Origin of the sequence: Rubidibacter lacunae KORDI 51-2, assembly GCF_000473895.1 — a bacterium.
Lineage (GTDB): Bacteria > Cyanobacteriota > Cyanobacteriia > Cyanobacteriales > Rubidibacteraceae > Rubidibacter > Rubidibacter lacunae.
In genome coordinates this window covers 19784-42618 of sequence record NZ_ASSJ01000097.1, presented here as the reverse complement: position 1 = coordinate 42618, position 22835 = coordinate 19784, and the positions used below count along the sequence as shown (strand labels likewise).

At 57.8% G+C, this 22835-nt stretch carries 17 protein-coding genes; 6 read left to right on the top strand and 11 right to left on the bottom strand.

The annotated features are described in order from the left end of the window. Positions 1–175 precede the first annotated feature (175 nt). From KR51_RS17040 to KR51_RS17030, 3 genes are all read right to left on the bottom strand, one after another. Positions 176–1954 (bottom strand): DUF3685 domain-containing protein, encoded by a 1779-nt coding sequence (locus KR51_RS17040; protein ID WP_022609413.1) that lies wholly within the window; start codon positions 1952–1954, stop codon positions 176–178. Positions 1955–2099: 145 nt separating this feature from the next. Beyond that, a complete protein-coding gene (locus KR51_RS17035; protein ID WP_022609412.1) occupies positions 2100–3191 on the bottom strand; it encodes a hypothetical protein in 1092 nt (363 codons plus the stop codon). A 232-nt stretch (positions 3192–3423) separates the two neighbouring features. Further along, positions 3424–4605 (bottom strand): ferrochelatase, encoded by a 1182-nt coding sequence (locus KR51_RS17030; RefSeq protein WP_022609411.1) that lies wholly within the window; start codon positions 4603–4605, stop codon positions 3424–3426. A gap of 415 nt (positions 4606–5020) precedes the next feature. Between KR51_RS17030 and tyrS the strand changes: the two genes are divergently transcribed. Further along, a complete protein-coding gene (tyrS, locus tag KR51_RS17025; protein ID WP_022609410.1) occupies positions 5021–6241 on the top strand; it encodes a tyrosine--tRNA ligase in 1221 nt (406 codons plus the stop codon). 140 nt (positions 6242–6381) lie between these two features. Here the strand turns inward: tyrS and KR51_RS17020 are convergent, their stop codons facing one another. From KR51_RS17020 to KR51_RS17010, 3 genes are all read right to left on the bottom strand, one after another. Next, positions 6382–7764 (bottom strand): L-dopachrome tautomerase-related protein, encoded by a 1383-nt coding sequence (locus tag KR51_RS17020; RefSeq protein ID WP_198016845.1) that lies wholly within the window; start codon positions 7762–7764, stop codon positions 6382–6384. 242 nt (positions 7765–8006) lie between these two features. Next, the gene (locus KR51_RS17015; protein WP_022609408.1) at positions 8007–8903 is read right to left on the bottom strand and encodes an amino acid ABC transporter substrate-binding protein; all 897 of its coding nucleotides are present in this window, start codon (positions 8901–8903) and stop codon (positions 8007–8009) included. 159 nt (positions 8904–9062) lie between these two features. Then, positions 9063–9731, bottom strand: coding sequence for a diacylglycerol/polyprenol kinase family protein (locus KR51_RS17010; RefSeq protein ID WP_040656672.1), 669 nt, complete (start codon positions 9729–9731; stop codon positions 9063–9065). A gap of 129 nt (positions 9732–9860) precedes the next feature. On the opposite strand from KR51_RS17010, the gene yidD reads away from it, so the two are divergent. The 3 genes from yidD (at position 9861) to KR51_RS16995 (ending at position 12339) form a co-directional block, all read left to right on the top strand. Beyond that, a complete protein-coding gene (gene yidD, locus KR51_RS17005) occupies positions 9861–10127 on the top strand; it encodes a membrane protein insertion efficiency factor YidD (protein WP_022609406.1) in 267 nt (88 codons plus the stop codon). Between the two features lie 105 nt (positions 10128–10232). After that, positions 10233–11334, top strand: a protein-coding gene (prfB, locus tag KR51_RS17000) for a peptide chain release factor 2 (protein ID WP_156915181.1) whose coding sequence is annotated in 2 segments (ribosomal slippage) — positions 10233–10304 and positions 10306–11334 — 1101 coding nt in all. Because the reading frame shifts where the segments join, the coding sequence is not laid out codon by codon here. Between the two features lie 213 nt (positions 11335–11547). Further along, the gene (locus KR51_RS16995) at positions 11548–12339 is read left to right on the top strand and encodes an LmeA family phospholipid-binding protein (protein WP_022609405.1); all 792 of its coding nucleotides are present in this window, start codon (positions 11548–11550) and stop codon (positions 12337–12339) included. Between the two features lie 786 nt (positions 12340–13125). Here KR51_RS16995 and nblS read toward each other — a convergent pair. From nblS to grxC, 4 genes are all read right to left on the bottom strand, one after another. Beyond that, positions 13126–15165, bottom strand: a complete 2040-nt coding sequence (nblS, locus tag KR51_RS16990; RefSeq protein WP_022609403.1) for a two-component system sensor histidine kinase NblS — start codon at positions 15163–15165, stop codon at positions 13126–13128. A 123-nt stretch (positions 15166–15288) separates the two neighbouring features. After that, entirely contained in the window at positions 15289–16614 is a 1326-nt protein-coding gene (purD, locus tag KR51_RS16985) for a phosphoribosylamine--glycine ligase (RefSeq protein WP_022609402.1), read from the bottom strand. Positions 16615–17289: 675 nt separating this feature from the next. Continuing rightward, positions 17290–17781 carry a tRNA adenosine(34) deaminase TadA gene (gene tadA / locus KR51_RS16980; RefSeq protein WP_269634925.1) on the bottom strand — a complete coding sequence of 164 codons (492 nt, stop codon included), beginning with the start codon at positions 17779–17781 and terminating at the stop codon, positions 17290–17292. A gap of 28 nt (positions 17782–17809) precedes the next feature. After that, positions 17810–18130, bottom strand: a complete 321-nt coding sequence (gene grxC / locus KR51_RS16975) for a glutaredoxin 3 (protein WP_022609400.1) — start codon at positions 18128–18130, stop codon at positions 17810–17812. Between the two features lie 220 nt (positions 18131–18350). On the opposite strand from grxC, the gene glpX reads away from it, so the two are divergent. After that, positions 18351–19388, top strand: a complete 1038-nt coding sequence (gene glpX / locus KR51_RS16970; protein ID WP_022609399.1) for a class II fructose-bisphosphatase — start codon at positions 18351–18353, stop codon at positions 19386–19388. A 280-nt stretch (positions 19389–19668) separates the two neighbouring features. On the opposite strand, the gene bchD is transcribed toward glpX, so the two are convergent. Then, positions 19669–21687 (bottom strand): magnesium chelatase ATPase subunit D, encoded by a 2019-nt coding sequence (gene bchD, locus KR51_RS16965; RefSeq protein WP_022609398.1) that lies wholly within the window; start codon positions 21685–21687, stop codon positions 19669–19671. Between the two features lie 315 nt (positions 21688–22002). Between bchD and KR51_RS16960 the strand changes: the two genes are divergently transcribed. Further along, entirely contained in the window at positions 22003–22782 is a 780-nt protein-coding gene (locus KR51_RS16960; protein WP_022609397.1) for a DUF1350 family protein, read from the top strand. Positions 22783–22835: the final 53 nt, after the last annotated feature.

Below are 22835 nucleotides of genomic sequence, written 5' to 3'. Positions count from 1 at the left end.
AGCATCAGCGTCGGGAGGATGTCACTATTTGAGGTTGTTTGCAAAGTCGGGTTGCGCTTAATCGGGCACATGCCTCGCGCGAGGGAATAGGATTTTTGGGTCTTTTCTAGGGATTGCTCTGGGTACTCCGGTTCCAGATCGGACCCTTTTAAACACCTCTAAAGCTAAAAGTGTGCTAGTCGTTCCCGTAATCGCCCGGTTTGGTATTCCGGCTCGGACGCACATCCTGGAGCGCGCTCCCGATGCCGCTGATGATGCCGCGCCCGATCAAACCGATCCCTCTACCGAGGACTTCGCGCAGCACGTAAACAGCGCCGCTGCCAATAAAACTGACGATTGCGCGCAACCGCGGCGATATCGCATCGCGCAATTCTACGACAATTGTCGTTGCCCAACGAATACCTTCAAGTTTCTCCAACTCATCCTGACGCGGTGCGTAAATGACGTGTCGGACGATACTGCCGTCGGCAAACGCAAACAGGCGATATTGACTTTCAAAAATATCCATTGGTTCGGCAAACAAGCGTTCTTGACGCGATCGCCATGACAGCTCGTTACGAAAGCGAGCGATCTCGCGCGTAGAACGGTAGCGTAGTTCGTATAGGGTGGTTTTTAAGTCCTCGTTGTCGGCAAAGCGATCCAGCAGTAATTGCATGACACCGTTCGCGATCTGCACGAGCGCATTTGACAATAGCAACACCGCCCGATCGCGAGCTTCCGGCGACTCCGGACGATAGGAAACGTTGTCGATAAGGAACGGTTCGGTACGTGCAAGATACACCCATAGCTCCCCAGCAAACGGAATGCGAGCGAGCTTTTCGGCCCTAACCCGCGGTGCGTCGACAGTTGCAAAGTCAATCGCCCGAACGTCGCTCGCATCCAGAATCGGCGCGTAATGCCGACTAAAGAACTCCACGATCGCGCTCCGCCAAATCGCGCGCGCGATCGTCGCGTGCCGCTCGCGAATGTCCTCGGCAGCAAGTTGCTGAAACTGCAACTCTGCAACCGCATCTCCCACCTCTTTCCACACGAGGTAGAGCAATTCGCGTCGTTTTTCCGGTTGCAGGATGTCAATTTCCAATGAAACCCGCGTGCTGTTGTCTAACGCAGATTGCATTGCGGCTAGGACGCGGTTGAGTACATCGGCTGTGGGCGAGTTTGCTGCGGTGGAAACCGAAGCTGTTTGCATCCGGTCCGATGAGATTTCATCGGCAACATTCGCTTGAGTGGCGACGCTAGTGCCTGCAGGCAACCTCGGTGCATCTCCACTCACCACGATCGCCTCGACGGGTAAAAGCCGATCGACCAACCACCTCGCGGCACTCAGTTCGCGCCGCTGTCCGCGCAAAAACATCCGATCCCACCTCGTGGCGGAAGAGCGTTGCAATTCTGCCTCTATGCGTGACAGATTTTCAGCCATCACTTGCAGCCCGAGCTGCCGCTGCCGTGCCAGCCAGTTCCGCGATCGTGTTGGTGGTAGGGACCGCGCGATCGCCGCTGGTGTGACTACCGGCCAGTCTGATTCTCCCGCCGCCACGCGGCGGATTGCCTGCGCGAGTTCGTCGGGTGGGGTACCTTTGGCACGATAGCCACGCGCACCGGCTGCCCGAGCTGCAGCCAAGACCTCCGGAGAGGCGATCGCACTCAGGAGGAAAACTGACAGAGCGGGGAACGCTGACGCAATGTCGCAACACAGCCGCACGCTCGCCGTAAAATCGTCATTGGTGCCGTCAACCGTACCGCCATTCGACGCGGCGATTGCCGGATCTAGTATCACGACATCAGGGGCATCATCGCGCTCGCGGGCTGCGGACAGCCGCGCGAGCACCACTGTTGCTGTCGACACGCGATCGACGATCTGCAGGTCAGAAAATGATGCCAGCGCTGCTTGTAACCCGAGCTGAAACACCGGATCGGCATCAATTACTATGAGTCGAGTGGGGCGATCGCTCACGAGTTATGATTTCCCCGTACCGATGGGCTTTACGTCACTATTCGCTAGCTGAAGCATAGCTCATCCCGACGCGATCGCCAGACTGTGCGTGCCCGCAAGCGAAAGTTCCGATTGCAATTATCTCGTTCGCAACGCGCGCGTTCCTTCACGACAGCTTCAGGCGACGTAACAGCCAACGGAGCGGGCGATCGAAAACGGAGCGCTGCTTAAAAAACTGCTCGATTTTGTACAGTACGCGCAGCGATGTTAGGTTCATTTGCTCTTGCCGAGCCTGCGACTCTGACGCCAGCGCCATCGCCAATACGCGTGCTACGCGCTCGGGTGTCAAGCCTTCGTACTCGACTGTTTCCGAAGTCTGCGGTTCGACAAACAAACATCCCGATGGCTCGCCAAAATACTCGCGGGCGACACGCGCGTTCGACTCGGCATAGCGCTCCAAAAGTGCGTGCCGTTCCTCCAGAGGGAAGTAAGCATAATCTTCAAGTGCTCGCTTTACGCTTGCTGCTTGCAAAAGCGCGCGCAATTGCTTTCGTCCCGCCACATCTAAATACGAATTGCACAAACGTGCGATCTCCAGCACATCGCGACTGTAGCCAGTATTTTCTTCTCGCTCTAACGCGACTTCGGGCAGCACCTGCGATCCGACGATCGCGGCAAAGTTGCCGATCAGCCCGTTCTTCTCTGGAAAGCGACCTTTCTCGTAACGCCTCACGATCGTGTTGTCCTTGCCAAAGCGATTGGCAAACTCCGCAAGCAACGCCCACCAGTCGAAGCTCAGTGGTGGAGTTACAGCATCGGAGCGGAGAAACTCTTCAAACGAAAATGAGTCGATTGCGCGCACGCGTTGTGTATAAAGCGCTTCGAGAAAAGAATCCTGGCGTCGCAAGTAAACAACAATCCGTGCATCGAAAACCTCACTGGTAATCTCCTGCAACATCTGTGCAGTCACTGCTGCATTGCGATAGCCTTTGTAAGCGTTGCCGGAATACGTTTCGGAACTCAAGATAAACACGTGCTCCGGCGAATACCGCTCGATCTCGGCAAGTAAGGAAGCGCGGGCGGTCGCTACGATCTGCGCGTCCGGAGCATCTAAATATTGCATTTCGACGGAGCCGTGAAAGCGCTTCAGGTAAACGATCTGCTCTTGCTCGAGGCGATTGCGTGCAGCTTCTAGGCTGCGCTGGATGGCAGTGGTGCCTGTTTTGTGCGTGCCGATGTGAATAAATAGTTTGGGCATAGAGCGTATTTGAACGGGACAGGTGACGATCGCGCGCGTCCAATAACCGCAGGTGTGCGGGCTACAGGCTATCTTACCGGACTGCAGACTTCCGGCAATTGCGGCTTGACAGGCCGATCGACGCGCTTAAAGCTGCATAAGTACATTGGCGATCGCTCTTCCAAAAAACCATAGACAAACGTTCCCGAGTACTAGCATCACTCGGGAACGCTGCGACTTGCTCTATAGCAACTTAGTGGTGATGGTGACCGCGGTCGTGGCTATGACTGTGGCCGTGGTTATGACTGTGCCCATTGAACTGAGCTGCCTTTTGACTGGCAAGCTGCGGGTTCACTGCCCCGCTCGCCTCCGACAATAATGACTCGATCGGCGGATTTGCCCAATCTGCCGCCATCTTCAGGAACTCCGGGCGATCGTTGACGCAGGGCATTTGCACGAAGGTCACTGCCGGTTTGCGGCGCTTAACGCTTGCGATGATGTGTTCCACGTCGAGCAGCGTCTCGTGGTTCTCGGTCGCAAACCCGATCGGCATCATCACGATCGCCCGCGCGCCCAGCTCGAGCAGGTTTTTAACTGCGAGCTCGGCGTTCGGCTGCGTCCACTCGATCAGCGGCGTATCGTGGTTTAGCCAGCCTACGGAAATCAGCGGGAACTTCTCGATCAAGCGCTCGCGCACGCTTTCGTAGAGCATCTCGCTCTCGCGGATGCCGGAGGTGAAGCCCTTGGCTTGGTGCGGGCAGCCGTGGTTCATCAGCACGATGCCGATTTGCGACGGCAGGTACGCATCTGCCAAGTCGCTTGCCACGCGCTCCTCGACCATTTGCGCCATCAGGTTAATGTAGTCTGCGCGATCGTAGAACGACGGGATGTAGCGCGTGCTCTTCAGCCAGTGCTCCTCACCGTCGGCGAGGTTGACGAGCGCCTCGTTCACCTGCTCGACGGCAATACCACTGGTAAAAATCGAATCGACCACGAGCAGCGGATAAATCAGCAGCTTGTCGAAACCCTGTTCCTGGATCTGAGCGAGTACCTGTTCGGGCAGGTGCGGCGCGCAGAAGTTGAACGCCTTGAACACCGAGACGCGATCGCCCCAGGTTTTTTGGAGCTCGCGCTCGATGCCGGCGCGTTGGTGCTCGAAAATGTGGTTGTGCGGCGAAATGAAGTTGCCGTGCTGGTGACTCCACTCGTGCAGATCGAACATCGCCAACAGTCGTGCCAGTGGCGGATAAATCCAGGTGGGCACGGGCGCGAATTTTGCCGTGAGCAGATTCAAGGCTTGCTCGTTGTAGTTCGCGAAATCCTCGTAGCTTTCGACTTCGCCGTAGCCCATCAGCAAAACGGCGACGCGATCGGTGCCGGCCGGGCTTGCTGCGGCACGGGCAGTTGTTTGGGCTTGCTCTGGCGTCAGAACCACGGCAGCGTTGCCTCCGAATTCAGTGCAGGTGTTTCGATGAAGTTGGCGCGAGATTGCGGCAAGTTGAACTGGCAGCCGCATTATGGCGGGTTCGGGACCCCTCAATACGTCTCAATCGCCCACTAGATTAGCGCATCCCCCCCTAGGGGATGTGCATTTGCAACCAATCGATATCGCGATCGCGTTGCTTCACATCTCTCCAAATTTGGTAATCTCCAAGCCGGCAATTGTCTGGGCGGGTGCGGCATCGCTGAACCCCTAATTCGGTCTTGGCACAGAAATTTGTATCCGTTTGCCCTGACGAGCACTGCGATGGCGCTTGAGCGGGGGAGAAGTCAGCAGCTAGATTAGGAAAGGTTTCCTGCTGGCACCACCAGATTCCACTACTGCATCCGAGTCGCCTAGTTAATTACTCATGTCTGCAGCGATCGCGTCTTCCACCTTGTCTTGGCTCCATCGCGGAACGAGCGAGATCTTCCCGAACCAACCCGACTCCGACGATCCGGATGTCAATCTCGAACGGCGAATACTCGACAGCGATCGCCCGCTCCGCATCAAACTCGGCATCGACCCGACGGGTACGGACATTCACCTCGGACACAGCATTCCGGCGCGCAAGCTTCGAGCGTTTCAGGATGCCGGCCACATAGCGGTCCTGATCGTCGGCGACTTCACGGCGCGGATTGGAGATCCAACGGGTAAGTCGGACGTGCGCAAGCAGCTGACTTCGCAGCAGGTGGCAGCTAACGCCGAAACATATCTAGAGCAGTTGCGCCCGGTGCTGGACTTTTCGCCGGAGCGCTTGGAAGTGCGCTACAACTCCGAGTGGCTGCAAAAGCTAGATCTATCCGCGATCCTGGAGTTGCTGGCGCAGATGACGGTCGGGCAGATGTTGGCAAAGGAAGGTTTTGCCGAACGCTACGCACGTGAGATGCCCATCTTTTTACACGAGTTTTTATACCCGCTGATGCAGGGCTACGATTCGGTGGCAGTCGATGCGGACGTCGAGCTGGGCGGCACGGACCAGAAGTTCAACATTGCCGTCGGGCGCGACTTGCAGCGCTTCTATGGCAAGCGCCTGCAATTCGGATTGCTGACGCCGATTTTGGTCGGCACGGATGGCGTTCAGAAAATGTCGAAATCCCTCGGCAATTACGTCGGTTTGCGCGAGGATGCGCTGTCCATGTACTCGAAACTAGAAAAAACGCCCGACAGCCAGATCGACAGCTATTTTGAGTTGTTAACGGCGCTACCGCGGCATGAACTGCCTGAGAATCCGCGCGATCGCCAAAAGCTCCTCGCCCTTGAAATTGTCGCTCAGTACCGCGGGCGCGATGCGGCTCGACAAGCCCAAAGTGCCGCGATCGAACTCGTGCAAGGCAGCGCGCAAAGTGCCGAGGCCGTCCCGGAGTTCTCGCTAGCCGATATCGAGTTCCCCGCCAAGCTGTTTTATATCCTCAGTGCGAGTGGTTTGTGCAAAAGCAGCGGTGAGGGACGTCGGCAAATCCAGGGAGGAGCCGTGCGCCTCGATGGCGATAAGGTGACCGATGTCGATCGGACGTTCGCGGCGGCAGCAGACTTGAGCGGCAAAACACTTCAGGTTGGCAAGAAAAGATTTGCACGCTTGGTGGCTTGAGCGGCAATTGCTTGGAGGGGGCGATCGAGAGCGCCAGAATGTCGACGCAACCCGCGAGCAACTATCTTTCGTAGGAGATCGAGCAGCAAATGCTTCTTTCGGCAGCGTGACGCACAACCTTTCGCAGCCAGAGAGTTTGGTTAGTCTCTATCCGTCGTATCGATAATGGGTACGATGACATCCGATGGAAACCCCTCCGATGTTGTCGGCGGTTCTTCAGCCGCATCGTCGATCTCCGATCCGTTGCCGGTCGGTGCGCGGGGTGCAGGTGCCTCGTGTGCAGGACTGTCGGGCGCGGCTTCCGGTCGCAGCAATACCGGTTCCGCGTCTACGCGCAGGCGCAGCAAACTGAACGGAAACTCTCGCAAGTCCGCGCCGCCGTTAAATCCGGCTTGGCGGTGGAGTTGGTTGACCGTGAAATATAGGTAGCCATCAGTCGCCAGCTCGAGTGTATCCGGCCAGAGCACACGCGGGTCGTGAACCAGGGTCTCAAAGGTGCCGTCGGGCGATCGCCGTCGGATGGCGTTATGCTCCAAGTCAGTGATGTAGATGCGGTTCTGAGTATCCGACTCCAGTCCGTCTGCAACCCCTTTTGGTCCCAGGTCTTCGACGGTGGCAGCAACGTCATCTGCGCTCAGGCTTTCGTCGGCAAGGGCATCGATGCTGACGCCGTAAAGCCTGCGGCTCGAAAGCGGAGAGTAAAACAGACGCTCGCCATCGGCCGAAATCGCAATGCCATCGGCACCGATCGAGACGGAACTCGTCTCGCCTTCAGGCGATCGATTCTGGAAGGGCTGCGCTTCCACGAAAGCCAGGAAATCTGGAATGGCTTTGGTTGAGGGATGGTCGTTCAGTCGCCGCCAACTGCGTCCCGTTGCCAGATCCACCACGATGATGGCATTGGGACCGCTGAGCGACGAATCGGTGACAAATGCCAGACCGGCCCTACCGCGCCGCAGGTCGAAGCGTACGTCGTTCAGGTACGTTGTCGGCAATGCCACCTCGGGCGGAAACACAATAGTCTGGAGAATTTCGTTCGTTGTCAGATCGACGCAGATGAGTTTTGGACCCCCCGGACTGGTGGGTTGAAACTCGATGCTGCCCGTATCCAGCAGCCACAGGCGATCGAGCGGATCGACGACAACGCTTTGCACCGACAGCAGCGTTCGCTCCGGCGCTTCGGGTGCGGGTTCGTTGAGCGCGGCATTGGGAAACGGTACCAGGTCGTCGCCGCGGATTTCCGCAACCGTGTAGGGTACGATATCGCCCCAGCGCGGGAAATTCACGAATACTCGCCTACCTTGGGAGACCGCGACCCCCGTCGGCATGTTGCGCTCGAAGCGGTAAACCAGCTCCAGCGAACCGACAAAGCGTTCGGTTGGAAGGCGATCCTGCGCGATCGCCTGCGGTGCCAATACGACGACCGCGGCAGCCGCCGCCAGCAATATCCAGCTCCTAAGCCGATTGAGTCTGCGGAGTCCGCGTGAGACTCCGCGCGTGATTCCGCGCATGATTCCACTCACGTTCTCGACGCCTCTCGGATTTATCTTCTGTAGGGTGTCAATAAAAGCTTACTCGGCAAATAAACTCCCACCGCGTTCGGGTCGCTGAAATCATCGCGCTCGGGCAAGCTCGTTGAATCCGTCCGCGTTGTATCTGGTTCGGGATGCGCGCGATCGACCTCGATACATTGAATTAATTGGAGTTTCTTCGGCGACGCGATCGCCGCGAGTCGTGCGCGAGCAGTTGAGAAAACTGGAATCTACTAGTAAAGTTCCGATCCGAACGGAATCCACTCGACGCTGTAGAGAATGGCACTGTAGTAAGCGTCGATCGCTTCGCGCGGATAGGGCAGAACGCCGCTCTCGCCAAACCATTGCTCGTAAATGTCGACCATCTCTAGGCGATCGCTGATGACGCCCTGCAGGTACCGGGCGATCGCGAAGTTGACCAAATCCCGCCAGCGCGAATCGTCTTCAGGCAAGCTACAGGCATAGCTTTCTTCTTGCAGCGGACGATCGGGCACGACTTCCCAGGCCAGAGGTTGTGCAGCCGCGGCACGCAAGCCGGCTAGCATGATGCCATCACTGGCAAATGCATCGATTTCCCCAGCTTCCAGTTTTGACAAACCCGTTGCGCGATCGCCTACCGGTACCAATTCTGCGGCTGGTTGCAGCGTCCTCACATTAGCCGCATTGGAGGTTTCGGGAACGACGCCAATGCGCTTGCCTGCCAGGTCTGAAATGGTTTCTAAGGCATTACCTACTGGGGCGAGCAGTTGCGTCCCGCTGATGAAATAGCTCAGCGAAAAATCAACGCGGCGATCGCGGTCCCAGGTAATCGTTGTCGAGCCGCATTCGATCGCGATCGAGCCGTTCTCGATCTTGTCAAACCGATCTTGTGGGGTGACGACAACCAATTCCAGCTGCACCGGCCGGCCGAGTTCGCGCTCTGTTTGTAGGCGCACGAGTTCCAAGATCTCCAGGGAGAAGCCTACCCACTGGCCGTCGGCGTCAATGTAACCAAATGGAACCGAGTCTTGGCGCGCCCCCACCACGAGTGTGCCGGTTGCGGCAACGCGATCGAGAACGCCCGCCTGCACTGGAACTGCTCCCCACAGCCCACCCAATAGCGCTATCACTCCCAGCCATAGACAATTCATCTGGGTTGCCTCAGCTCGACCTCACATCGGTGACCCAGACCGTTGGTGCGGTCCCAAAGGTTCCGGCAGGTCGCGCGAGGGGGTGGCTTGGCAACGGTTTTCCGGACAGCGAGCGCTGCAACCGATACGAGCAAGCAGAGCGAACGCGGGTTCTAGTGGCTACGACAGCCACCACTGGGATAAGCAAAAACTGAATGCCGCGCTGCCCAGCGGGACAGTCAGGTTGTCGATACCCAACTGCGAAACCGCCTCCAACACGGTTGCCAGAGCCGCCACGGCGAGCGCGATCGCCCACGTTTGCCACAGCGTGCCTTGTACGCTCAGCAACACCAGGCTGGTTGCGATAAAACTTGCAGTCGCCATCGCCAGCGATCCCTCCCAACTTTTCGTCGAGCCGAGGACGCGGTACTGATGTTGCCCGAAACGCGAGCCGACGATCGCTGCCATACCATCGCCCCAAGCCATGACCAAAATTCCGATTGCGGCAAACTGCGGGCGATCGAGCGGCCAGAACCACGCCACCAGGACGCCCATGCTCAGAGCGTAGAAAAACGTTCCGAAACTTTTGCGCCCGACGCTGTTGATGCTCGGCAACAGCGGCACCACGTAAGATAGCAACGCCATCGCCCCAGCGATCGCCGATGCCGCGATCCCGATCCAAGCTGGGATCCCAAACCACCATGCCAGCAAAATGACATTACCCGAGCCGACGTGCACGATCTTGCGCGTCAGCTCGGGATCGCTCGGCATTAGGCGGCTAAGGGTTTCCGCCAAAACAATCGTTGCCGCCAAGAATGCCACGACCGCAATCAAGATCGTCGGGTGCAGGGCGGACTCGGCAAAGGCAAACGGCGATTGAGAGAACAGATACAACTGAAACAGCACGCTCGAAATCGATCCGGACCCGATGGCGATGTGCGTCGCCGGGATACCACCATCTTAGGGGGCACGCGAACCGTGAAATTTGTTTTGCTGGCATTTATCCGCGGCTATCGTACCTTCATCTCGCCGCTGTTTCCGCCCACCTGTCGCTTTCAGCCCACCTGCTCGCAGTACGCGCTCGAAGCGATCGAACGATTCGGTCCTTGGACGGGCAGTTGTCTTGCAATCCAGCGCTTGCTCCGCTGCCATCCGTTCCACCCTGGCGGGTACGATCCCGTTCCTGCCAGTTGTAATGAGCGGGTAGAGAGCGGTAACGATCTCGGTGCGGACAAGACCGATTAACAATAATTGCAGCCCTCGAATCGCGCCGTGGTTTGACCGCGCAGGGAGGGCGAGTTGGGATAAGCTAGCCTAGAATCTCAAGCCGGCCGATCCTGCAGATTGCGAATGGAAACCACAGAACTCAAGCGTGAAGTCCGAGCATTAGCCGAGCGCCTGGACAAAGTCCAGGACTATCTTTGACCCGGCTGCCCTAAATGCAGAGATTCATGACCTAGAGCAAACTGCTGCCCAGCCGGAGTTTTGGGACGAACCGGACGCAGCTCAGCGGTTGATCCAGCGCCTCGACGGCCGCAAAGCCAGTCTTGAAGTTTACCGACAGTGGCGAGCGGGTTTGGAAGACTCCGAGGCGATCGTCGAGCTACTCGACCAGGATAGCGACGACCTGCTTTTAGCCGAAGCGACTGAGACCCTGACGCGGCTCAATCGCGAGCTCGATCGCTGGGATGTAGAACAAATGCTTTCCGGCCCCTACGACGAGCGCGGTGCCGTGCTGACGATTAATGCGGGGGCCGGCGGCACGGACGCCCAGGATTGGGCCGAGATGTTGCTGCGGATGTATACGCGCTGGGCCGAGCGACAAGGCTACCGCATTCATCTGGCCGAACTCTCTGAAGGCGACGAAGCCGGCATCAAGTCGGCAACGTTGGAAGTCGACGGACGCTTTGCCTACGGCTACTTACGCGGTGAAAAGGGCACCCACCGCTTAGTCCGGATCTCGCCGTTCAACGCCAATGGCAAACGCCAAACTAGCTTCGCGGGTATTGAAGTGATGCCCGCCCTCGATGAAGCATCGGTAAGCGACGTTGAGATTCCCGAAAAAGACCTCGAAATAACAACCTCGCGCTCCGGAGGCAAAGGCGGACAGAACGTCAATAAAGTTGAGACTGCGGTGCGAGTCGTGCACCTGCCCACCGGTATAGCCGTTCGCTGTACCCAAGAGCGATCGCAACTGCAAAACCGCGAGAAGGCGATCGCCTTGCTGAAGGCTAAGTTGCTGGTCATTGCCCAAGAACAAGCCGCACAGCAGATCGCTGAAATTCGCGGGGATGTCGTGGAAGCTGCCTGGGGAAACCAAATTCGCAACTACGTTTTCCATCCTTACCAGATGGTCAAAGATCTGCGGACGAATGTGGAAACCAGTGCAGTCGGCGACGTAGTTGACGGCAACCTCGATGCCTTTATCGAAGCGTACTTGCGTGCGACCTAATGCGGCGAGCGCGAGTGTCAACTCGGAAGTTAACTTCAGTACCCCGATCGCTCGACTAGCGCGACCGCTGCCGGCGTGCGGGCTCCCCTCTAGTGGCAGATGCTCCAAGCGTTGCGATGAGCGTTCCTATCAATCCCCCAGGCAGCGTGCGATTGTCGGGGGCTTAAGATTTTGTTACAAAGGAGCTGAGTACCCTCTTTGGGCAATAACTTCATGCTCGGTGGTTTCACGGGTTTTCAAGACAGCCAAGGCAAGGATTGGGGCGAGAATCTCCTCAACTCGGTTGCCAGTAAGACGATTCGTCACTTGTTTACCCACAGCGATCTAGTTGATGTTGAGGTTCGCTGCTCTCCGCCCGGCAAACTGTTGCAAGGCAGCATTGACAGCTTCAAGATGAGCGGGCGCGGGTTAGTGATCCGCAAGGCATTTCGGGCAGAGGAACTGAACTTCGAAACCGATGCCGTCGTGCTTGACTTCGGCTCCGTGCTCAAGGGGGGTATCGCCCTCAAACAACCGACGCAGGCGATCGCGCAAGTCAAGCTGGCTGAACCGGATATCAATACTGCCTTTGAGGCACCCCTAATTCGCCAGCGCCTGGAGAACCTGACCGATCCGCAGCTCCTATCGCTCTCGGACGGCGCGCCTGTTTCGTTCGGTAACGTGAAGATGGAGCTGCTCCCCAACAACGGCGTGAATTTACAAGCTGCTGCGCGATGGAGCGAGCGTGCAGTTCCCCTGGCGCTGAGTTGCACGCTCGGCGTCGAGCGTCGCCGTCGCATCCGCTTCAACAGCCTACAGTTTCGCGACGAAGCTATCCCCGAGGATCGGCGCGACCTGTCTGGCAAGCTGACGGGTGTAATGGGCGATATTCTCAACAATATGGTCGACCTCGATCGCTTCAATCTCGACGGTGTCACCATGCGGATCAACCGCCTGGAAACGCAGGGCCGGTTCCTCGTGTTCAGCGGTTACGCCCAGATCGAACACGTCCCCCGCATCGGGTAGGCGTTCTGCACTGCCAGCCATCTTGCCGGTGCCGGAACTGTCCCGCGCAATTTTTAAAGGTCCCCCGCCGGAGCGCGGCTTGGGCAAGGTGAGGGCACTCAAGCCGCCGCCGGGGTAGTCCCTGAAGCCAGCACGAGACGGCGACACGGGTACGTCCGAGGAGGCTGGCAACCTGGGTTGCTTGGGAAGCATACCCGGACTTGAGCCAGTAGAGAGCCTGTAGCTTTTCCTTCACTCGGGCATTGGAGGGGGGAGAGGAGGGGGGGAGCGCGGTTCTTCAGAGGACTCGGCGACATCGATGTGGAGCTTTACCGGCATGAGGACTAATCTCGCGAACCCGACACTTACTATTCGTATCGGATTTTTCCGAATTTGGTATTTGGATGGGCATCGATTCGTCGTTTTGAGATCGCTTTTTGTTCAATGTCGATCGCCGCAAGATACTGAATGCGTATATAGCAGCATCGGCTATCTGAACTGGCTCGACGCCGAGCAGCGATCCGTCCCGCTATAAAAATCTTGGCCAGACAGTCCCGAGTTGGTCTAGCCTGGATTATTCACGAAGATTTTGCCGAAGCCTCAAACCATTGCTCTGACTAGACTCCAATCTACGTGTATAGAAACGTACTGATATTGAGCGAAAAAGTCTGCAATCCTTGCACGGCAAAAGGTTTAGGGTCTCTGCATAAGATTTCATGAATAATACAGGCTAGGCAGCCGCGGCGATTACTGAAGCCATGCAGCGATAGCACTCGATTCCAGAGAGCGGGCCTTCTCGATGGCAACTTACTGTAAAAGCACGTGTTCGGCAGTTGTGGGTGATTGTAGGGAGGGCGATGCAGGCGAAGTTACTGGCACTGGTTGGGCTGCAGACTCGGGCGCAGCCCCCGACGATGCAGCCGCTCGGTACGTTACGAGGTCGAACCAAAACGTGGTGCCAACCCCAACCTCGCTTGCCAGGTGTACCTGGCTGTGATGCTTCTCGATGATGTTGCGCACGATCGACAAACCTAAGCCCGTGCCTTCGAGAGTGTGCACTTGGTTTTCCACGCGGAAAAAGCGATCGAAGATAGCCTCTTGATCCTCTGGTGCGATACCGATACCGGTGTCGGAGATTTCCACGCGAACGCACGATCGCTCGTTGCACAAGCCGGAGTCTGGGTCGAGGGGGTACGCCCGGATGATAACTCGCCCCCCTGCCTGGGTGAACTTTAGTGAGTTGCCCAGGAGGTTGGCAAACACTTGCAGCAATAGGTCGTAGTTGCCCAACACAGTCGGGAGGTGGGGGTAGATGTCATGGGACAATTCGATGCCCTTGTCGCGCGCGTTGAGGTGGTAGGTGCGCAAGGTCTGCTCGACTGGTTGGGCGAGGTCCACTGCGCTCATCGAATACACTTTCGAAGATTCCAGCCGCGATAGGTCTAACACGTCGTTGACCAAACGCGTTAGGCGATCGGTTTCGCTGTTGGTGGTTTGTAAGAACTCGCGCCGCTCTTGTTCGGACAGTTCTTCGCCGTATTCGTACAGGGTTTCGATGAAAGACTTGATATTAAATAGCGGCGTCCGCAATTCGTGGGAAACGTTACTGATGAACTGACTTTTAGCCTTGTTCAATTCCACTTCGCGAGTGATGTCCTGCACGGTAATGGCAATGCCTTTGACACTTTCGCGGTATTGATCGAACACACTGGTGAGCAAAATGCGCACAGTCCGATCGCTCGGTTCGCTCAAGGCAATGCGGAATTCACCGCTGTGACCGTGGTGGTGGCGGTCGGGCGGTGGGGGCTCGAGTTCTTCACCAGCTGCGATTTGGGCGAGGGGCTTGGCGATCTCGATCGCAACCGCTGCCGGGAGGTGGTCGATGACATTTTTCCCATCGAGCAGGCGTCCTTCCCAACCAAAGATGCGCCGAGCCGTCGGGTTGACGAGCAGGACTTGCAGCTGCGTATCGAGCAGCACCGCACCGTCGGCGATCGTCGATACCAAGGTCTCGAGTTTGGCCTTCTCGGCGGTCATCTCCTCGATATTCTGTTCCTCGTAGCGGGCAAGGCGCTCGGCCATGTCATTAAAACTACAGATCAGCTCGCCAAGTTCGCCGCCGAACGGTAGCTCGATGCGTTGTTGGAAATTACCCGCCGCGATGTTCTTGACGCCAACGAGCAACTCTTTAATCGGGCGCGTAATCGCCAAGGCGTTAAAAACCGCACCGAGGATAACCATTGCCCAGATCGAGATAAACACCGCGATCGTCACGTCCCGCGTTAGATGCGAGGAAGCTACAACGGTGGGGTTGGGGTTGATCCCGACAGCCATAACCCCAAGATACATACCCTCGTGGCGCAGCGGCACAAATACGTCGGTAACCTCGCCGTTTGGCGTCAAATGCTGACGCACCAGCGGGATCTTGGTGTCGCTAGCGTAGCTTTCAGGAAGCTGGATGCGGCGCTGGATCGTCAGGTCGTTTTGGCGTTCGGCTTCAGAAAAAGGAATGCCGAAAAATATCTTGCCGTCGCGATCCGCATAAAGGATATAGCGCACGCTAGATGTACTGCTAAAAAAACGCCCAGTAAAAAGCGCAACTTCCGTCAGGTTATCTTCGGCAATTAGCGGCGAGACGTTCGCCGACAGCAATAGCCCCAGGTCGCGACCGAAGCGCGTGTCGTTGACGCGAGCGTCCTGCTGTACGGTATTGACTGCCCAGAACGTCAACCCGCTCATGACGAGCGATACGACAAGCGTCGCAACTGCCATGAGTCGCGTTTGCAAGGTAAAGTCCGACCACCACCGTGCGAGCAGGGCGCGCAGGGCTGTTAGTAGAGCAATCAAGGGGCTAACTTGGCGAGGACGACAGCAAGAGCTGCGTTATGGAAGGTTGCCGAGCATGCTTGATATAAACAGGGCATGCAGTGTGAAGGGTTTGTACTAGGCAATATGCCTGATTCCGACATATTATTGCGAGTCTAGCGCATTACCCTTTCCCTCCCCTGCATCCGGTGTTGCCAAAGTATGGTGACCGATGTCGCGGCGGTAGTAAATCCCCTCAAAGTCGATCGCGTCGATCGCTCCATAGGCTGCCGCCGCCGCTTGCTCGAGATCGGCACCGAGCCCCGTGACGCCGAGCACCCGCCCGCCTGCGGTCAAAACGCGATCGCCTACGAGTTTGGTCCCTGCATGGAAGACAATCTCGTTGCCGGTAGTACTTGCTGGTGCCGCAGGCAATCCGGCAATCGGATGTTCGGTATTGTAAGTTCCGGGATAGCCGCGCGATGCTGCAACGACGCAGAGCGCGCTGCCCACCCGCCACTGTAGCGGTGGCATGTCGCCGAGCCGGCGTTCGATGCAGGCCAGCATCAGTGCGTCCAGGGGCGTGACCAGCAACGGCAGGATAGCTTGAGTTTCCGGATCGCCGAACCGACAGTTGAACTCCAACACCTTAAAGGTTCCATCGGGAGCGATCGTCAACCCGGCATAGAGGACGCCACAGTAATCGATGCCACGATCGTGGAGGGTCGCAACAACTGGCTGCAAAACCTCGGTTTCAATGCGCTGCAATAGCTCGGGGGAAATCAGCGGGGCAGGTGCATAAGCCCCCATCCCGCCGGTGTTCGGTCCGGTGTCCCTTTCGCCAATGCGCTTGTGGTCTTGGGCGGGGAGCAACGTGCGCACGGAAAGTCCATCGGTCAGTGCTAAGACGGAGGCTTCTTGCCCGTGCAAATAGTCTTCGATCACGACCTTGCGGAGGTCGCTCGCTCCGTCGTGATAAAGATCGTCAATCGCCTCATGGGCGCGTTCGAGTGTCATCGCCACCGTAACGCCCTTTCCAGCAGCCAAGCCATCAGCTTTGACGACGATTGGCGCGCCGCAATCGTCCAAGTAAGCGTGGGCGGCATCGGGATCCGTGAAGGTGCGGGCGGGGGGCGTCGGCACGCCGGCAGCCAGCATCAGCTCTTTGGCCCAGGATTTGCTGGCCTCAAGCTGGGCGGCAGCACGCCTCGGACCGAAAACAGGGATGTCAGCAGCGGCTAGAGCATCGGCGATACCGTCGGCCAGCGGTGCTTCTGGTCCCACTGCAACGAAAGCAATATCGCGATCGCGGGCGAAATGCGCGATCGCGTTGAAGTCGTCTGACGCGATCGCGACGTTCTCACAACCGGTTAGGGTGGCCGTGCCGCCGTTACCGGGGGTACAAAAGACGCGCTCGACCTGTGGCGATCGCAGCAGCGCCCAAGCGATCGCGTGTTCGCGACCGCCACCACCCACAACCAAAATGTTCACGAGTTCCGCCCTCAACACGTCCGAGCTATTGTAAGAGGTTTACAGCGCCGCGAGCGCTTGGAATAGCCCAGCTGCTTAGCAATTGCCCCGAGTTGCTCTAAGCCGTTGGGCGATCGCCGTACGCCTCGTGCCTCCCAAGTACGCAGGCAAACGCATACTCGAAATCTCAGCTCGATTTTCGCAATCAGCGAGGCTTAACTGGTCTTGTTGAGAACAGGGACCTAAGTTCAAGCACTCCAGGTCGCTGAAACCCTTATTCGGTCGTAGCACAGAAATCTGTATGCGTTTGCCCTAGGCCTTGAAACGTTAGTCGCATCCACTTTCCTTGTAGGAACTAACGCCGATGAACAGGGCCCGGCCGTCACCACCGTATTCAATATGGAGGCTATTGCCGTACGCGTAAACGAGAGTCGTTTTAGACGTCTGATTCAACCCATAGTTTGGAAAAAGTTGAGAGCGCATCCTTAACTTGTGGGTGCATCATACCTAGTCTCAGGGGACCGACGCCCTCCGGCGGTTGAATCTCGAACTGAGTTATGAGTTCTTGTGGCAAAACGTTTTCGCAGGTCCAACGATTGCAGTTTGCAGAGTTATTTCTGATGCTCGTATGGATACTTCCCCACTCAAACAGTCAGCCTATAGGCGTATTTGCTTGGGCGTGAGCCAGCGATCGCTTCAACCGCGCTTGCTACCAAACCAAGCTTGTAACTGTTCCCGACACTCGGCTTCCAGGATGCCGCCGAGGACCGATAGGCGATGGTTGGACGCCGCACTATCGGGTAGGTTCTCCACCGTGCGAATCGCGCCCGTTTTCGGATCGTCTGCACCGTACACTAGCAACCCCAACCGCGAGTGCACGATCGCTCCTGCACACATCGGACAGGGTTCGAGCGTTACGTATAGCGTACAGTCGCTCAATCGCCAATCCCCGCGCGATCGCGCCGCTGCGCGAATTGCCACCACTTCTGCGTGAGCAGTCGGATCGCGATCGCGTTCCTTGCGGTTCTCGCCATCCGCCATCCAATTGCCCTCGCCGTCCGCGACCGTGGCACCCACCGGCACTTCTCCGGCGTCGCCCGCCCGTGCGGCCAGCGCGATCGCCCGCTGCATCCAACGGCAATGTTGCTCGAATGCCGTCGCGTCCAACCCTGCCAAAACCGGATCGATGTCAATATTGTTGCGATCGCGTCCCGACCTACGACCCACCAGCAGCCTGCTCTAACAACGGGTCGAGTTGCCCGGCCCCATCGAGTTGGTAGAGCTCGGTGCAACCGCCCACGTGCTGGTCGTTGACAAAAATCTGCGGCACCGTCCGTTTGCCGTTAGCTCGCTGCGCCATGCGCGCGCGCGCGCCGCCATCGCCGTCGATCTTGTACTCCTTATAGTTGACACCCTTCCACCACAGCAGTAATTTGGCGCGAATGCAAAACGGGCATGTTTGCCAGGTGTAAATCTCCACATCAGCCCGCATGCGTTCCGGATGGCGCTTGAAAAGTTGATTAAAAAAATCCAGCATAGTCGTACATCCAGCAAGTCATCCGTTAAAACCGGTTGCAAGCTTGAAGCACCGGCCGAGTTTCTACTTCCAAATTATGCGAGATCGCCGTTAATTCGGGTTGATACTTGACTGCAGACCGCGATCCCCTTCCAGCGATTGCGCCCCCAGCGTCTGGTAGACTCTGTCTTGAACCGGAAATCCGAACAAAATCTAAAGGCAGTCGGGAGGAGCTCGTTCCGTGGAGAATACGCTAGGACTTGAGATCATCGAAGTCGTCGAAAAAGCCGCGATCGCTTCGGCTCGCTGGATGGGCAAGGGCGAGAAAAACACTGCCGATGAAGTGGCGGTAGAAGCCATGCGCCAACGCATGAACGAAATTTACATGCGCGGTCGCATCGTTATCGGTGAAGGGGAACGCGACGAAGCGCCCATGCTTTACATCGGAGAAGAAGTCGGTATCTGCACCCGCCCGGACGCCAAGACCTTCTGTAACCCTGAAGAGCTTATCGAAATCGACATTGCCGTCGATCCTTGTGAAGGCACGAACTTAGTTGCCCACGGTCAGGATGGTTCGATGGCAGTGTTGGCAATTTCCCAAAAAGGCGGATTGTTCGCCGCTCCGGACTTCTACATGCGCAAGCTGGCTGCCCCTCCCGCCGCCCGCGGTAAAGTCGATATCCGTAAAACCCCTACCGAAAACCTCAAGATCATCGCCGAGTGCCTAGATCGCAAAGTCGAGGAATTGGTGGTGGTGATTATGGATCGCTCCCGCCACGAACGCCTGATTCAAGAAGTTCGCGATTCTGGCGCGCGCGTCCGTTTGATCAGCGACGGGGATGTATCGGCAGCACTGTCCTGTGCGTTTTCCGGCACGAACGTTCACGCACTCATGGGTATTGGTGCTGCTCCCGAAGGCGTGATTTCCGCTGCTGCCATGCGCGCGCTCGGCGGTCACTTCCAGGGTCAGCTCATCTACGATCCTTCGATTGTCAAGACCGGACTTATTGGCGAGAGCAAAGAAAGCAACATCGAGCGCCTGAAGTCCATGGGCATCGACGATCCCGATCGGGTCTACGACGCAGAGGAGCTTGCTAGCGGCGAGACGGTGCTGTTTGCTGCCTGCGGCATCACCCCTGGCACGCTGATGGAAGGCGTTCGCTTCTTCCATGGCGGCGCACGTACGCAAAGTCTGGTTATCTCCAACCAGTCGAAGACCGCACGCTTCGTAGACACGATTCACCTGTTCGAAGAACAGAAGACGCTCCAGCTCCGCTAGCACGCACCATCCCGAAGCCACCTCGAGGGTATATCGAGCGAGAGCCTCCAGTCGGAGGCTCTTTTTATTTTTTATCGAAATTATATGGGGCAACACTCTTTTTTGGAAGGATTCTGCAGTTGGTAGCCTTGCAAGGAGAAGGTGGCGCAGGTGCAGAACCCTCACAGCCATGCTTCTAACCCAGCACGAGATCGCACTTCAGGACTACCCCATCGTGAAACAGCGGTGCCTAGCCGCTATCCCCACAAACCGTTCGTGTTGTCAGCTCAGGTGCCTGTTGTCAGCGCAGTTGTGCCATGGCTTGTTGGGCAGCTGCAGCGATCGCGCGATCGCCCGCTTTCGGCAAGTGATAATAATTGCCGCCAGCGCGTTCGGCGAGGGCTTTGGCAAAGCCGGTGGAAACAAACTTATTTTCTGTGTCGATAACGAGTAGCTCTATCCCCGCTGCGGGCAAACGCGCTGCTATATCAAGCAGTTCGCTCTTGATATCGGGCTTTTCACCTTCGGGGAATGGCTCGCCCAGCGATCGCGCTAGGGGGACGTTACCGCGGCCGTCGGTGATCGCCACGATGATGGTTTGTCCGACATCGCCCGCACGCAGGGCATTGACGCTCAGGCGCGCGGCTTGTACCAGACCGTGAGCGAGGGGAGAGCCGCCGCCGCAGGGCAGTTTCTCGAGACGGCGACGCGCGAGCGATAGCGAGCGCGTAGGCGGTAACAGCACTTCGGCACGCTCGCCCCGAAAGGGGATCAAGGCAATCCGATCGCGGTTTTCATAAGCCGCAGCCAGCAAACGCAACACGGCACCTTTGGCGGACTGCATGCGATTGAGTGCCATCGACCCCGACGCATCAACCACAAAAATAACCAAGGCACCGGCTTTTCGAGCGAGGCGCTTGGCACGTAGGTCGCTTTGCTCGACAACGACCCGACGATCGGGGTAGCGACGGCGGCGGGCCGCTTGATAAGGAGCAGCAGCGCGGAGGGTGGCATCGACGGCAATGCGGCGGACGGGACCGCGCGGCAACATTGGTTTGACATAACGACCGCGTTCGTTGGAGAACACGATACCGCGACTGCCCGCACCGGCTTGGCTGCGGGCGAGCTGAGCGAAGTAGAGCACGTTCGGGTCGATCGTCACGCCCTCGGCATCGAAAACAAACTCATCGGGAATACCGGGCGGTTCGCTCTCGGGCTCGTCTTGGGCGTCATCGTCGGTATCGTTTTCGGGCGGTTCGGGTTCGGAATCGTCTTCGTCTTGGCGATCCTGGGGTGGCGGCGGCGGTGGTGGTGGCTGGTCTTCCGGCGGGGTGGGAATGATGGTGGCGCGCGGCACGATCGCCAACTCCACCGCGCGACGTAAGTCGTCGGCAGAGACGCGATCGCGACCGTCGAGGGCAGCAGCTGCCTTCGCGATGCGCAAGGCAAAGAGTTCGGCACGATGGCCCCGAACAGCGCCGTTCAGGGCTTCGGTGACGAGGTAGCGGATTTGCTCGGGAGCGATCGCGACACCGGTCAGCCACTCGCGGGCGAGGACGATATCGGTCCGCAGGGCATCGAGATCGCGGTCGTACTGGGCGAGGAAAGCATCTGGAGAAGTAGCAAAATTCAGGGCGCGATCGCTAGCTTGAACGCGGGCATCGAGGTCGAGGACGCCGTCGGCCGAGAGGGTGATAGCAATGCGATCGCGCAAGTGCTCGCGCAGATCCTTTTCGTCGGGATTGAAGGTGGCTACGAGCAGCGGTCTGCAAGCGTGAGCGATACTGATGCCCTCGCGCTCGATGCGATTGACACCATCGCTGAGGACGGCAAGCAATTGGTTGGCGATTTGGTCGTCGAGCAGGTTGATGTCATCGACGTACAGGACACCACGATGGGCTTGTGCCAGCAGTCCGGGCTGGAACACGGGCTCGCCGCGCCGCATCGACTGCTCCACGTCCACCGACCCGAGCAAGCGATCCTCGGTGACACCGAGAGGTACTTGTATGAAAGGAGCTGGAATGACAGCTGTTGGCACGTCCGCGCTGGGGCGATCGCCCCAGCGCGAGCCAGTATCGTCATCCCAGGTATCGGGTGACTTCGGATCGCAGTTGGCAAGGGACCCGGCAACGACCTCAATGGGCGGGAGTAGCGATCGCACGGCTCGGGCCATGACCGACTTCGCCGTCCCGCGCCGGCCCGCAATAGCCACACCGCCCAGGCCCGGATCGACAGCGGCTAACAACAGTGCGAGCTTGATAGCTTCTTGACCAACAATCGCGGTAAGAGGAAAGGTGGGACGGGCAGCAAGAGCGGACATAATTTATTGAAGTGGGCGCGGGGAGAAGAAGGCGTCTGTCTGGGAGTGCAGCGGTTCTTTATTTTAAAGTGCATCGCCCCCGACTAAGCCCATACCCCTATCGCGCGCGACCGCGTGCAACTTCTCTTTCGCGAGGATCGCAGTTGCAATTAGCTTAAGACACTAAAGCAGACGCGATCGCGTTTTGCAAGGGCGTTGTCGGCCGGCTCGTTCTGAACGGTTGCGCATACATACAATGACGGAGAGCGGTAGGGCTACCGAAATGAGCGCATCAAACCCGACAAATGTACAGATGTCCTGGAGCGGCAAGAGTCGATGGAATGGCAAGAGGTTGCAAGTAGTTGGACGCTCGTACCGAGTCAGCCCACAGGCATTATCCACTTCTTAGGCGGGGCGTTTGTCGGCTCCGCACCGCAGCTTGTCTACCGCTGGCTGCTGGAGCAATTAGCCAAAGACGGTTACGCGATCGTAGCGACGCCATTCGCGAACGGCTTCGAGCACAAGCAAATTGCCCGTCAAGCCCTGAGCCGCTTCGAGACTACCTTGCAGCGACTGCAATCAACACCCGCACTCTCGGGTCAGTACCTGCCTGTCTACGGACTCGGGCACAGCATGGGCTGCAAGATCCAGGTTTTGATCGGCAGCTTGTACGGAGCCGATCGCGCCGGGAATATCCTCATGGCATACAACAATTACCCAGCTCGTCGGGCAATTCCATTGCTCGAACAGCTCGATTTCACACCACCTGGCACGATCGAGTTCTCGCCCTCACCAGCAGCAACGCTCGCGATCGCGGCCAGCGATTACAACATCCCTCGGACGCTGCTCGTGCGGTTCCAAAAAGACGATATCGACCAAAGCAGCGAGTTGCTCCCCGTTTTACAGGAGCGCTTACCCGGTCGCGCGAGCGTTATCGTCCTGCCCGGCAATCACAATACGCCTTGTTCTCAGGACTTCGACTGGCAGGCAGGCGTATCATTTACGCCCGTCGACGCGATCGCGCAGTGGGTCAAACAAGAACTGTCGCGCGACCTCAAACGCCTCAAACGCGAGTTGTTGCGGTGGTTAAACCCCGTGGGCATGCCGTCAGGCTAATCTTCAACTATGGCGATTGCCGGTGGGCAACTACGAGGGAGAACGGCAACGCC

Bases quoted from the DNA above. Each gene is read 5' to 3' on its own strand.
- KR51_RS17015 (WP_022609408.1), bottom strand. From the start codon at position 8,903: ATGAATTGTCTATGGCTGGGAGTGATAGCGCTATTGGGTGGGCTGTGG.
- KR51_RS17035 (WP_022609412.1), bottom strand. From the start codon at position 3,191: ATGCCCAAACTATTTATTCACATCGGCACGCACAAAACAGGCACCACT.
- grxC (WP_022609400.1), bottom strand. From the start codon at position 18,130: ATGCTGGATTTTTTTAATCAACTTTTCAAGCGCCATCCGGAACGCATG.
- tyrS (WP_022609410.1), top strand. From the start codon at position 5,021: ATGTCTGCAGCGATCGCGTCTTCCACCTTGTCTTGGCTCCATCGCGGA.
- KR51_RS16995 (WP_022609405.1), top strand. From the start codon at position 11,548: ATGCTCGGTGGTTTCACGGGTTTTCAAGACAGCCAAGGCAAGGATTGG.
- KR51_RS16960 (WP_022609397.1), top strand. From the start codon at position 22,003: ATGGAATGGCAAGAGGTTGCAAGTAGTTGGACGCTCGTACCGAGTCAG.
- bchD (WP_022609398.1), bottom strand. From the start codon at position 21,687: ATGTCCGCTCTTGCTGCCCGTCCCACCTTTCCTCTTACCGCGATTGTT.